A 12,080-nucleotide genomic window follows, 5' to 3' on the forward strand; every position below is an offset into this window, starting at 1 on the left:
GGGATCGAGGGTTTTTTGGCGTGTGCAACCGGAAGATCACCCACACGGAACCATGACCGCCGAGCTTGCCGTCACCACGAACTTCAGCTTCCTGCACGCCGCCTCGCACCCGGAGGAGATGGTGACGGGGGCGGCGGCGCTGGGCCTGACGGCGATCGGGGTGGCAGATCGCAACACGCTGGCGGGTGCGGTGCGGGCGCACGTCGCGGCGCGGCGGCAGGGGATGGCGCTGCTGGTGGGCGCGCGCATCGTGCCGCGCGACGGGCCGGAGGTGATCTGCTATCCAACCGACCGCGCCGCCTATGGCCGGCTGTGCCGCCTGCTGACGCTGGGCCGGCGGCGGGCGGAGAAGGGCAACTGCATCCTCCACATGGCTGATCTGTCAGCCCATACCGAGGGGCAGGTCGCCATCGTCGTGCCGCCCGAGACGCCGGCGCCGGGCGCGGCGTTCGCGCAAAAGCTGGCGGAGCTGGCGCGGACCTTCGCGGGCGCGTGCTACCTGGGCGCCGGAGTGCGCCTGGACGGGCGCGACACGCGGCGGCTGGCCGCGCTGGCCGATCTGGCGGCGCGGACGGGCGTGCCGCTGGTGGCGCTGGGCGACGCGCTGATGCACCACGCCGGGCGCAAGCCGCTGCTGGACGTGCTCACCTGCATCCGCCATGGCTGCACCATCGACACCGCCGGCCTGCGCCTGACCGCGAATGCCGAGCGTCACCTGAAGGGACCGGCGGAGCTGGCGCGGCTGTTCGCGCGGCACCCGGACGCCCTGGCACGGACGGACGAGATCGTTGCCCGCTGCAACTTCTCCCTGGACGAACTGCGTTACGAGTACCCGGAGGAGACGGCCGGCCGCGCCCGCCCGCCGCAGGAGGAACTGGCGTTCCTGGCGTGGCGGGGCGCGAAGGCGCGCTATCCCGGCGGCGTGCCGGAGAAGGTGCGCGATACCATCGAGCACGAGCTGGCGCTGATCCGGCAGCTTGGCTACGCGCCGTACTTCCTGACGGTGTTCGACCTCGTGCGCTTCGCCCGCTCGCGCGGGATCCTGTGCCAGGGGCGCGGCTCGGCGGCCAATTCGGCGGTGTGCTACTGCCTGGGCATTACCGCGGTCGACCCCTCGAAGCTGGATCTGCTGTTCGAGCGCTTCGTCAGCGCCGAGCGCGGTGAGCCGCCCGACATCGATGTCGATTTCGAGCACGAGCGCCGCGAGGAGGTGATCCAGTACGTCTATGCCAAGTACGGCCGCGATCGCGCGGGGCTGGCGGCGACGGTGATCTGCTACCGCCGGCGCGCGGCAATCCGCGATGTTGGCAAGGCGATGGGCCTCGGCCAGGACACCGTTGCCGCGCTTTCGGGCGGTGTCTGGGGCCGCGGCGAGGGGGAGGGCGGTACGGCGGAGTGGGTGCGGGAGCTGGGCCTCGACCCCGAGGACCCGCGCCTTCTGCGCACGCTGGCGCTGATCGACGAGATCCAGGGCTTTCCCCGCCACCTGTCGCAGCACGTCGGCGGCTTTGTCATGACGCGCGGGCCGTTGAGCGAGGTGGTGCCGATCGAGAACGCGGCGATGGCGGATCGCACCGTGATCGAGTGGGACAAGGACGACCTGGAGGCGCTGGGCATGCTCAAGGTCGATGTCCTGTCGCTCGGCATGCTGACCTGCATCCGTAAGGGCTTCGACCTGATCGCCCGGCATCACGGCCGGCGCCATGACCTGGCCTCGGTGCCGCACGGGGAGCGCGGCGTCTACGACATGCTGTGCCGGGCGGATTCCCTGGGCGTGTTCCAGGTGGAGAGCCGGGCGCAGATGACCATGCTGCCGCGCCTGAAGCCGCGCGACTTCTACGACCTGGTGATCGAGGTCGCGATCGTGCGCCCCGGCCCGATCCAGGGCGACATGGTCCACCCCTACCTGCGCCGGCGCAGCGGCGAGGAGAAGGTGACCTATCCCAGCGCCGACCTGGAGCGGGTGCTGGGCAAGACGCTGGGCGTGCCGCTATTCCAGGAGCAGGCGATGCAGATCGCCATCGTCGCCGCCGGCTTCACGCCCAGCGAGGCCGACAGGCTGCGCCGCGCCATGGCCACGTTCAAGCGCCACGGCACCGTGCATCACTTCAAGGATCGTTTGGTCGAGGGCATGGTCGAACGCGGCTACGACCGCGACTTCGCCGAGCGCTGCTACAAGCAGATCGAGGGCTTCGGCACCTATGGTTTCCCCGAGAGCCATGCCGCCAGCTTCGCGCTGCTGGTCTATGTCTCGGCCTGGATGAAGCACCGCTATCCCGCCGCCTTTGCCTGCGCGCTGCTGAACAGCCAGCCGATGGGCTTCTACGCGCCGGCGCAGATCGTCCGCGACGCCCGCCGGCACGGCGTGGAGGTGCGGCCGGTGGACGTCAACCGCAGCGACTGGGACTGCACGCTGGAGCCGGCCGATCCGGGCCACAGCACGGACGGCCAGGCGCTGCGCCTGGGCCTGCGGCAGGTGAGCGGGCTTGGCGAAGCGGCGGGCCGGGCGGTGGAGGCGGCGCGCGGCAATGGCTATAACGACCCGCTGGCGCTGTGGCGGCGGGCGGGGCTGTCCACGAAGGCGCTGGAGGCGCTGGCGCGGGCGGACGCCTTCGCCTCGATGGGGCTGGACCGGCGCCACGCGCTCTGGGCGGTGAAGGGTTTGCCGGACGAGTCGCCGCTGCCGCTCTTCGCCGCCGCCAATGCCGAGGAGATGGGCGAGGAGCCGGCGGTGACGCTGCCCGCCATTGCGCCGGGCGAGCAGGTGGTGGACGACTACGCCAGCCTGCGCCTCACCCTGCGCCGGCACCCGCTGAGCTTCCTGCGCGAGGGCCTGGCGGCCGAGGGCGTCGTCAAGGCGGAGGCGCTGTGGGAGGCGGAGAACGACAGCCGCCTGACGGTCGCCGGCCTCGTCCTGGTCCGCCAGCGCCCCGGTAGCGCCAAGGGCGTCATCTTCGCCACGCTCGAGGACGAAACGGACGTGGCCAACGTGGTGCTGTGGCCCAAGGTCTTCGAAACCTACCGCCGCCCCTTCCTCCAGGGAAGCCTGCTCGCGGTAACGGGCAAGGTCCAGCGCGACGGCCTCGTCATCCACGTGGTGGCCGAACGGGTAACGGACCTGACCGCCCGCCTCGCCGCCCTGGAGGCGCCGGGCTTTACCAACGCGCTCGCCCGCGCCGACGAGGTGAAGCGGCCAGGGCCGGAAGTGGTGTATCCGAGCCGGGATTTTCGGTAAGGGGGGAAGATGGCAGAGAGTCGGTTAACGCCGACCATCGCAGGACTTTCGGCCGCGTCGCTTGCGAGCGCACCTTGCCCCCGCCATCACATTCTCGCGAATGCCATGTTCCGCCTGTAAATCATGCCACGGCTTCCCACCTATCGATTCCGGACGAATAGAGAGATCTCCAGGGTTTCGGGAGGTGATTCGATGCAAGCCCTATCCGTGAAATCCGGCCGCGATGTTGCTTTCGCCTCGGTGGTGGCCTTGCTGCTGGCCGGCTGTGCCGGGCCCAGCGTGGCGCCGACGCAGCTTGGGCAAAGCCGGGAGACGCGCGTCGGCGAGGTGCTGGTCGGGCCGGAGGGGATGACCCTCTATACCTATGACGAGGATACCCCTGGCACCTCGAACTGCACCGGACTCTGCGCCGCCGCCTGGCCGCCGCTGCATGCGTCCAGCGAGGCGGAAGGATTCGACGGCTTTACACCGATTACCCGCCCGGACGGCTCCAGGCAGTGGGCCTATGACGGCGAGCCTCTCTACCTCTACGTCGGCGATTCCAAGCCCGCCGACGTCCGGGGCGACGGCGTCGACGGGGTCTGGCACGTAGCGCGGCCCTGACGACCGCTCACCCTGGCGCGTCGGGCAACGGTACCTCGGTCGTGGCCTTGACTTCTTCCATCACAACGTAGGTGTGTGTCGCCTTGACGCCGGGCATGGAGACCAGGACGCCGCCCAGGAAGTCGCGGTAGGCGTCCATGTCGGAAAGCGCGACCTTGACCAGATAGTCGAAGCCGCCGGCGATCAGGTGGCACTCCAGCACCTCGGGCCGGGCGGTCACCGCCTCCTTGAAGCGGTCGAAGACGTCGGGGGTGGTGCGGTCCAGTTCCACCTCGACGAACACCGTCATTGCCGCGCCCAGCTTGGTGCGGTCCAGAAGCGCGGCATAGCCGGCGATGTAGCCCTCGCGCTCCAGCCGCCGCGTGCGTTCCAGGCAGGGCGTGGGGCTGAGGTTCACACGGCGGGCCAACTCCACGTTGGTCAGCCGGCCATTCCCCTGCAACGCCCGCAGGATGGCGAGATCGATGTGGTCAAGTCCTCTATCTTTCGCGCTCATAGCAGGAGAAATATCTATCAATAACCAGATTTATCGGAGTTTAAATTGCTGATGGCCGTAAACAAAGAGAAACATGCGTTCCGCCATCTGCTATCGTCATATCTGACGAGGCGCACCCGCGAACATGCATGGGGCAGGGAGCAGAAGCGATGATCATCGATCCGCAACTCGCCGAGGCCGGAGCGCTGCGCAAGGCGGTACGCGACGCCTATCGCGCCGAGGAGGCCGACGTCGTGCGCCAGCGCCTGCGCGAGGCGGAGCTTTCCGCCCAGGCGCGCGAGCGCGTCGCCGAGACCGCCCGGCAACTGGTGAAGGGCGTGCGCGACGAGCACAACCCCGGCGGCATCGAGGCGTTCATGCACGAGTACGAGCTGTCCTCCAAGGAGGGCATCGTGCTGATGTGCCTGGCCGAGGCGCTGCTGCGCGTGCCCGACAGCGAGACCATGGATGCGCTGATCAAGGACAAGATCGCCACCGCCGACTGGGAGGCGCATCTGGGACACTCGGAATCGATGTTCGTCAATGCCTCCACCTGGGCGCTGATGATGACCGGCCGCGTCGTCAGGCTGGAGAGCGAGGAGCGGCGCGACTATGCCCGCGTGCTGCGCCGGCTGATCCACCGCTCGGGCGAGCCCTTCATCCGCAGCGCGGTGTGGCAGGCCATGCGCATCCTGGGCCGGCAGTTCGTCATGGGCCGCAACATCGACGAGGCGCTGGACCGCGCCAGGGCCAGCGAGAAGAAGGGCTACCGCTACAGCTACGACATGCTGGGCGAGGCGGCGCGGACGATGGCGGATTCCGACGACTACTATGCCTCCTACCTCGCCGCCATCGAGGCTATCGGCAAGGCCGCGAAGGGACGCGGGCCGATCGAGGCGCCGGGAATCTCGGTGAAGCTGTCGGCGCTGCACCCGCGCTATGAGTTCGCAAAGCGAGAGCGGGTGATGGCCGAGCTGCTGCCGCGCATGCGCGACATCGCCCTGGCGGCGGCGAAGCACGACATCGGCCTGTGCATCGACGCCGAGGAGACGGAGCGCCTGGACATCTCCCTCGACGTGATCGAGGCAATCTCCGGCGACCCCGAGCTGAAGGACTGGCAGGGCTTCGGTCTGGCGGTGCAGGCCTATCAGAAGCGCGCCGCGCCGCTGATCGACTGGCTGGCCGACATGGCCCGGCGGCACGGGCGCAAGCTGATGGTCCGCCTGGTCAAGGGCGCCTACTGGGACACCGAGATCAAGCATTGCCAGGAGCGCGGGCTGGAGGAATATCCGGTGTTCACGCGCAAGATGAACACCGACGTCTGCTATCTGGCATGCGTGCAGCGGATGCTGGACGCGGAGGACGCGATCTATCCGCAGTTCGCCTCGCACAACGCGCACACCGTGGCCTACGTGCTGGAGGCCGCCGGCAACCGCCGCGACTTCGAGTTCCAGCGCCTGCATGGCATGGGCGAGCCGCTGTACGACCAGGTCGTCGATCCGGCCGCCCACGGCCTGCCGTGCCGCATCTACGCACCGGTCGGCGGGCACGAGGACCTGCTGCCCTATTTGGTGCGCCGGCTGCTGGAGAACGGCGCCAACACCTCCTTCGTCAGCCACGTGACGGACGAGCGGGTGCCCATCGACGACATTGTCGCCGACCCTATCGAGGCGGTGAAGCGCCAGACCCAGATCCGGCATCCGCGCATCCCGCTGCCGCGCGACCTCTATGGCGAGGGGCGGGTGAACTCGCGCGGCGTCGACCTCTCCGACCCGCAGGCGCTCGCGGCGCTGGGCAAGGAGATGGACCGCGCCGCCGCCCAGTCCTGGGAGGCGACGCCCATTGTCGGCGGACAGGCCCGGCGCGACGGCAAGGCGGCGTCGCAGCAGGTGATGGATCCCGCCGACAACACGCGCGTTGTCGGCGAGGTGACCTGGAGCGATCAGGACACCATCGAGCAGGCGCTGGCCCGTGCCGAGCGGGCGCAATGGGACTGGGACAACACCCCCGCCGCGAGGCGCGCCGACATCCTGCGACGTGCCGCCGACGACATGGAATCGCGCATGGGTGAACTGATGGCGATGTGCACGCGCGAGGCGGGCAAGTCGATTCCCGACGGCGTGGCCGAGGTGCGCGAGGCCGTGGACTTCCTGCGCTATTACGCCGTCCAGGCCGAGCGGAACTTCAGCGAGCCGCAAGTGATGCCGGGGCCGACGGGAGAGCGCAACGAGTTGTACCTGCGCGGGCGCGGCACCTTCGTCTGCATCTCGCCGTGGAACTTCCCGCTGGCGATTTTCACCGGTCAGGTTTCGGCCGCGCTGGCGGCCGGCAACTGCGTCATCGCCAAACCGGCCGAGCAGACGCCCCTGATCGCGGCGGCGGCGGTGCGGATATTGCATCGTGCCGGCGTGCCACAGGACGCGCTTCATCTGCTGCCGGGCGACGGGCCGGGCGTGGGCGCGCCGCTGATCGCCGATCCGCGCATCGCCGGGGTGGCCTTCACCGGCTCGGTCGAGACGGCCAAGCTGATCAACCGCAAGCTGGCCGAGCGTGACGGCCCCATCCTGCCGTTCATCGCCGAAACCGGCGGACAGAACGCCATGATTGTCGACTCCTCCGCCCTGCCGGAGCAGGTAGCGGCCGACGTCCTCTATTCCGCCTTCGCCAGCGCCGGACAGCGCTGCTCGGCCCTGCGCGTGCTGTTCGTGCAGGACGATGTGGCGGACAAGATGATCAACATGCTGGCCGGTGCCATGGACGAACTGAAGGTCGGCGACCCCGCGCTGTTATCCACCGACGTTGGGCCAGTGATCGACAGCGAGGCGCGCGACATGCTGGAAGGTCACGCCAAGGCGATGGCGAATCAGGCCAGGACGATCCGCCGGCTGGAACTGGGTCCGGAGTGCGCCAACGGCACTTTCGTGGCGCCGGGGGCGTTCGAGATCGACTCGATCAACCGCCTGCAGCGCGAGGTGTTCGGCCCGATTCTGCACGTCGTGCGCTATCAGGGCGGGCACCTGGACAAGGTGATCGACGCCATCAACGCGACGGGATACGGCCTGACGCACGGCATCCACACCCGCATCGACCACGTGGTCGAGCATATCTCGCGACGGATCAAGGTCGGCAACTGCTATGTCAACCGCAACACCATCGGCTCCGTCGTCGGCGTCCAGCCGTTCGGCGGCGAAGGGCTCAGCGGCACCGGACCGAAAGCCGGCGGTCCACACTATATGCTGCGCTTCGCGACTGAGCGGACGCTAACCATCGACACGACGGCCGCGGGTGGCAACGCCTCGCTGCTGTCGATGGACGAGAGCCTGCCGATGTAGGGGGGGCGAGGCGAGGGGGCCTGTCACTCTGCCGGGCTGCGCACCGGGCTCGGCCGGGACAGGACGAACGTGGAGACGCAGACCGCCACCGCGCCCATGATCCAGGGCACGGCCGGATGCCCCGTCGTCCACACAGCCAATGCCCAGGACGCTGCCATCGCCACGACCGCGGCGGTCTTGCCCCGGCGGGAGATCGCGCCTTGCTCCTGCCACGCCCGCAAGGCTGGCCCGAAACGGGGATGGGCGTATAGGCGGGCGCGCAGGCGCGGAGAGGATCTGGCGTAGGCCCAGGCGGCCAGCAGCAGGAAAGGTGTTGTCGGCAATAGCGGCAGCACCGCGCCCGCCGCGCCCAGGGCGACGCAGCCATGGCCGAACAGCAGCCAGGGCCAGCGGATTCGGCTGCTGGCGGCGGCAATGGCCTTGGTGTCGTTCGGCGCGTTCATCTGCAGTCCCCGGTTCCCGGCAACACGAATATAGGCAGCAACGATACCGCTCTCCATGCAGAATTCGACGCAGGAACGTCCACCCAGCGGGTTGCCGAGGCGACGCGCGGGGCGTAAGTCAATGGAGGCGAGTCCGCCACTCATCTCGGGGCGGAACACTATAGTATGCCGTGCCGACTCACCGTTATCGCGACTTCAGGGAGAACCTGCCAATGACCGCCATCCTCAAGCATGCAGCCTTTGCGGCCGCGGTCCTTGCTGCCACCGCGTATCCGCAGTCACCGGTCGAGGCCACGGAGGGCCGGGGCATCCTGCGGGTCGAAACGGTCGTGAGCGAAGGACGCGATGCGCTCTGGGACGGCGCGCGGATCGCGGTATGGGAACTTGAGGGCGGAAGGCCCGGCCAGATGGTGGCGCGCCGGCATGCGACGCCCGCCAAGGTGGATCTCGATCCGGGAAAGTATCGTGTCGTCGTGCTCTATCAGGGCGCGCGCTCGATACGGGATATCCAGGTGGGCGCCGGCGCGCGCGAGAAAGTCGTGCTGAACCTCAATGCCGGCGAGGTGGCATTCGAATTGCTGCCGATCATGGGGGCGGCGCCGGTCAGCGAGGCGTTGACGTGGTCGGTGCACCATTACGTGCCGGGCAAGGGCGCTGGGCGCTTGGTCACGCAAACGGTCGGCGACAAGCCGACGATCCTGCTCTCCGACGGTTGGTACGAGGTGCGCGTCGATTTTGCCGGCAAGACCGTCCGGCACGTGATCGAGGCGCGGGCCGGAGAGCGCGCGTGGTACTCGCTGATCGCCCGGCCGTCGGAAGACTACTGAGGTCGCGAAATTGTTTCAGCCGATGCCGGGCGCACCGGCAATCACGCCGATGGTGCGCAGGCCGTCGATCATGAACTGCACCGCCACGGCCGCGACGACGAGGCCTAGGACGCGGCTCACCACGTTGATGCCGGTAAGGCCCAGCACACGCATCAACGTCGTCGCCGCCAGCAGGCACAACAGCATGATTGACAGCACGACGGCCAGGACAGCGAGCACCAGCCCCTGGCGCAGATAGTCGCCCGAGGCCGCGCCCATCAGCAGCACGACGGAGGTGATCGCCCCCGGCCCGGCAATCAGTGGGATGGCCAGTGGAAAGACCGAGATGTCCGCCTTGCGCTCGCCTTCCTGCTCCTCGCTCTCCGTGGTCATGCGCAGGCCCGAGTGGCGGGCCATCACCATCTCGATGGACAGCAGCAGCAACAGTAGGCCGCCGGCAATCCTGAACGCCGGCAAGCCGACGCCCAGAAGGCGCAGCAGCGGCTCCCCGCCCAACGCGAAGACCAGGAGCACGCCCGCGGCGATGCCGGTTCCAAGCTTGGCTTGCCGGCGTCGCTCCTGCGCCGTGTCGTGTGCCGTCAGACCGACGAAGATCGGCGCGACTCCCAGCGGGTCGACAACCACAAAGAAGGTCACGAAGGTGGCAAGCAGGAAATCGACCACGACCAATCAGCTCCCCCTGAACGGATAATGGTCGCATGGAAGCTGGGAAGAGGGAAAGGGTGAGAGCATTCGCTCGAACCCAAGACGTCATGCCGCCGTGCGTAATTAGAATTTCTGCGGGTTATTCTTCAAATACGACATTATGACCCGGATTTTTCTATATTCGTAAGGTACCGGCCAGGGCTTACGCCAAATTCCCGCCGAAAGGTGGCGACGAAGGCGCTGACGCTCTGATAGCCGCAGTCCAGGGCGATGGTCGTCACCGCGGTGCCCTCCGCCAGTCGCCGCAGCGCATGCAAGAGGCGCAGGCGCCGCCGCCAGGCGCGGAATCCCAGCCCGGTTTCCCGCGCGAAGAGCCTTGCCAAAGTGCGTTCTCCAGCCCCAACACGCCGAGCCCATTGGGTCAGTGTCCGCCCGTCTTCCGGCGAATCCTGCAAGGCGCCCGCTACGCGGGCGGCGCGGGCGTCCTCCGGCCAGGGCAGGTGGAGCGGAGCTTCCGGGCTGTCCGCGACCTCGTCCAAGAGGATGGCGACGAGCCGCCCGTCCTTGCCGGTTTTGTCGTAGAGCGACGGCAGCTTCATCGCCCGCAGGATCAGTTCCCGGAGCAGGGGCGGTACCTGGCGCACGCCGCAAGCTTGGCCGAAGTCGGTTTGCGCGGCTGGCTCGATATAAAGCGTTCGCAGTGCCACCTTTCCGTGCATCGTCAGTTCGTGTGGCATGCCGGCCGGCACCCAGACGCCGAAGTTCGGCGGAACCACCCATCGTCCCACCTCGGTGTCCACGGTCATGACGCCGCCGATGGCGTGGACGAACTGATGACGCCGGTGATGGTGGCGCCCGGTACGATGACCGGCCGGATAGTCGCCCGCATAGGCGACCAGCGCGCGCGGAACATTCAGGCGCGATTCGTCGAAAGCTGGGACGGGTTGGCCGATTGCCGACATCAATGGACGGGTTAGCGCAAGCCGGCCGCAACGTGAAATGGCAGAGTGTCCGCCGCCACGGAAATCGGGAAGCCTCTGTCCATGCCTGCCACCGGCCTTCGATTCGCCGTTCTCAACCTCGGCCACTTCTACACGCACCTATTCCTGCTGTTGCATCCCACCGTCGTGCTGGCCCTGGAACGCGAGTTCGGCGGCGCCTACGGCGAGCTTCTACTGCCGTCGACGGCGGCGTTCCTGGCCTTCGGTGCCGCCACGCTGCCGGCGGGCTGGCTGGGCGACCGGGTGCCGCGCGAGATCCTACTTGCGATCTTTTTCCTTGGCTTGGCGTTGGGCGCCGGGGTGACGGCCGTGGCGGCGGAAGCCCGGATGCTTACGCTTGGCCTAGGCCTGATCGGCCTGTTCGCCGCGATTTACCACCCCGTCGGCATCGCGATGGTGGTCGAGGGCCGCGAGAAGGTTGGCCGCGCGCTCGGTATCAATGGCGTCTTCGGGAATCTTGGCGTTGCGGCCGCGCCGCTGGTTGCGGGTGGGCTGGCACAGGTGTACGGCTGGCGTGCCGCCTTCGCCGTGCCGGCCGTGGTGGCGGGGATGACCGGGGTTGCCTACGGCGGTCTGCTCCTCCTAGCGCGCCGCCAGGGGCGGCCGGCGGCCAAGCCGCAACCGACGCCGCCGGCGGAGCCGCTCGACCGTGCCGGGCAGTGGCGGTTGATCGGTGTCCTCGCGGTTGCCGCGTTCGCCGGTGGTTTGGTGTTCCACGCCACGACAGTCGTCCTGCCGAAGCTGTTCGAGGCGCGCCTTGGCGGCGGATCGATCGACCTCATCACCGTGGGCGCGCTGGCGGGCGTGGTGCTGACGGGCGCGGCTTTCGCGCAAATTGGCGTCGGCTGGCTGATCGACCGCCGCGCCATCAAGCCGGTGTTCGTGGCCGTGGTTACGGTGCAGGTCCCGCTGTTGCTGCTTGCAGGCATCAGCGAGGGGGGCGCGCTGGTGATTTTGGCCCTTTTCATGATGGCCTCGGTTTTCGGGGAGATCCCAATCCACGACGCGCTTGTCGCCCGGCACGCGGCAAGCGCGTGGCGCGCCCGCGTCTATTCGGTGAAGTACGTTGTATCGCTAGGGGTCAGCGCACTGGCCGTTCCGCTGGTTGCCGGCCTTCACGGCGCCGGCTTCGAAATGCTCTTTGCGGTCCTGGCCGCGCTGGCGGCGGCAGTCGCGGCGGCCGCCCTGGCGCTGCCCCGCCCGCGCACGCTTGGGGCAGCGGCGGACGTGCCGGCGGACTAGCTCAACTGCGGTGACGGATGCGGGCGCAGTGGAAGCTGGTGTGCTCGCGCATCCAGGCCTGGATGTCCTTGAGCATCTGCGTCAGCTTGTCTTCGTCGTAATTCGGCTCTGATTCGATGAGCGGCAGGTTGGTATGCACGATGAGGATGTGATGCATCGTGCCGTCGGGTGAGGGTTCGAGTTCGACGTCGGTGGCGGTGACGTTCTCGTGCTCCATGAGCTTCATGGCCGCTCCTCCCTTTTATTTGGTTTGTGCCCCCGATGGGAACCGGCCACG

At 68.3% G+C, this 12,080-nt stretch carries 10 protein-coding genes; 5 read left to right on the forward strand and 5 right to left on the reverse strand.

What is annotated here, in order from left to right; all coding sequences use genetic code 11:
* The first annotated feature begins 52 nt into the window (after positions 1-52).
* Together DRB17_RS00400 and DRB17_RS00405 are read left to right on the forward strand one after the other, a co-directional pair.
* Positions 53-3,235, forward strand: coding sequence for an error-prone DNA polymerase (locus tag DRB17_RS00400; protein WP_114580193.1), 3,183 nt, complete (start codon positions 53-55; stop codon positions 3,233-3,235).
* Between the two features lie 192 nt (positions 3,236-3,427).
* Positions 3,428-3,838 carry a COG4315 family predicted lipoprotein gene (locus DRB17_RS00405; RefSeq protein ID WP_114580194.1) on the forward strand — a complete coding sequence of 137 codons (411 nt, stop codon included), beginning with the start codon at positions 3,428-3,430 and terminating at the stop codon, positions 3,836-3,838.
* A 7-nt stretch (positions 3,839-3,845) separates the two neighbouring features.
* Here the strand turns inward: DRB17_RS00405 and DRB17_RS00410 are convergent, their stop codons facing one another.
* On the reverse strand, positions 3,846-4,334 hold the full coding sequence (locus DRB17_RS00410) for an Lrp/AsnC ligand binding domain-containing protein (RefSeq protein WP_114580195.1): 489 nt from the start codon (positions 4,332-4,334) through the stop codon (positions 3,846-3,848).
* A gap of 149 nt (positions 4,335-4,483) precedes the next feature.
* Between DRB17_RS00410 and putA the strand changes: the two genes are divergently transcribed.
* Complete coding sequence (putA, locus tag DRB17_RS00415; protein WP_114580196.1) at positions 4,484-7,645, forward strand: bifunctional proline dehydrogenase/L-glutamate gamma-semialdehyde dehydrogenase PutA; 3,162 nt, start codon at positions 4,484-4,486, stop codon at positions 7,643-7,645.
* Positions 7,646-7,668: 23 nt separating this feature from the next.
* On the opposite strand, the gene DRB17_RS00420 is transcribed toward putA, so the two are convergent.
* Complete coding sequence (locus DRB17_RS00420) at positions 7,669-8,088, reverse strand: YbaN family protein (RefSeq protein WP_114580446.1); 420 nt, start codon at positions 8,086-8,088, stop codon at positions 7,669-7,671.
* Between the two features lie 212 nt (positions 8,089-8,300).
* Here DRB17_RS00420 and DRB17_RS00425 point away from each other — a divergent pair, with 212 nt between their 5' ends.
* Positions 8,301-8,915, forward strand: coding sequence for a hypothetical protein (locus tag DRB17_RS00425; RefSeq protein ID WP_114580197.1), 615 nt, complete (start codon positions 8,301-8,303; stop codon positions 8,913-8,915).
* Between the two features lie 15 nt (positions 8,916-8,930).
* On the opposite strand, the gene DRB17_RS00430 is transcribed toward DRB17_RS00425, so the two are convergent.
* On the reverse strand, positions 8,931-9,578 hold the full coding sequence (locus tag DRB17_RS00430) for a MarC family protein (protein WP_114580447.1): 648 nt from the start codon (positions 9,576-9,578) through the stop codon (positions 8,931-8,933).
* 140 nt (positions 9,579-9,718) lie between these two features.
* A complete protein-coding gene (locus tag DRB17_RS00435) occupies positions 9,719-10,522 on the reverse strand; it encodes an AraC family transcriptional regulator (RefSeq protein WP_114580198.1) in 804 nt (267 codons plus the stop codon).
* An 81-nt stretch (positions 10,523-10,603) separates the two neighbouring features.
* On the opposite strand from DRB17_RS00435, the gene DRB17_RS00440 reads away from it, so the two are divergent.
* Entirely contained in the window at positions 10,604-11,803 is a 1,200-nt protein-coding gene (locus DRB17_RS00440) for an MFS transporter (RefSeq protein ID WP_114580199.1), read from the forward strand.
* Position 11,804: 1 nt separating this feature from the next.
* On the opposite strand, the gene DRB17_RS00445 is transcribed toward DRB17_RS00440, so the two are convergent.
* Complete coding sequence (locus DRB17_RS00445) at positions 11,805-12,029, reverse strand: hypothetical protein (RefSeq protein ID WP_114580200.1); 225 nt, start codon at positions 12,027-12,029, stop codon at positions 11,805-11,807.
* Positions 12,030-12,080 lie beyond the last annotated feature (51 nt).

Source organism: Ferruginivarius sediminum (assembly GCF_003344765.1).
GTDB lineage: Bacteria > Pseudomonadota > Alphaproteobacteria > Kiloniellales > Rhodovibrionaceae > Ferruginivarius > Ferruginivarius sediminum.

What these genes read in the sequence shown, in the direction of transcription:
- DRB17_RS00400 (WP_114580193.1), top strand. Translation starts at nt 53, where the DNA reads ATGACCGCCGAGCTTGCCGTCACCACGAACTTCAGCTTCCTGCACGCC.
- DRB17_RS00405 (WP_114580194.1), top strand. Translation starts at nt 3,428, where the DNA reads ATGCAAGCCCTATCCGTGAAATCCGGCCGCGATGTTGCTTTCGCCTCG.
- DRB17_RS00410 (WP_114580195.1), bottom strand. Translation starts at nt 4,334, where the DNA reads ATGAGCGCGAAAGATAGAGGACTTGACCACATCGATCTCGCCATCCTG.
- putA (WP_114580196.1), top strand. Translation starts at nt 4,484, where the DNA reads ATGATCATCGATCCGCAACTCGCCGAGGCCGGAGCGCTGCGCAAGGCG.
- DRB17_RS00420 (WP_114580446.1), bottom strand. Translation starts at nt 8,088, where the DNA reads ATGAACGCGCCGAACGACACCAAGGCCATTGCCGCCGCCAGCAGCCGA.
- DRB17_RS00425 (WP_114580197.1), top strand. Translation starts at nt 8,301, where the DNA reads ATGACCGCCATCCTCAAGCATGCAGCCTTTGCGGCCGCGGTCCTTGCT.
- DRB17_RS00435 (WP_114580198.1), bottom strand. Translation starts at nt 10,522, where the DNA reads ATGTCGGCAATCGGCCAACCCGTCCCAGCTTTCGACGAATCGCGCCTG.
- DRB17_RS00440 (WP_114580199.1), top strand. Translation starts at nt 10,604, where the DNA reads ATGCCTGCCACCGGCCTTCGATTCGCCGTTCTCAACCTCGGCCACTTC.
- DRB17_RS00445 (WP_114580200.1), bottom strand. Translation starts at nt 12,029, where the DNA reads ATGAAGCTCATGGAGCACGAGAACGTCACCGCCACCGACGTCGAACTC.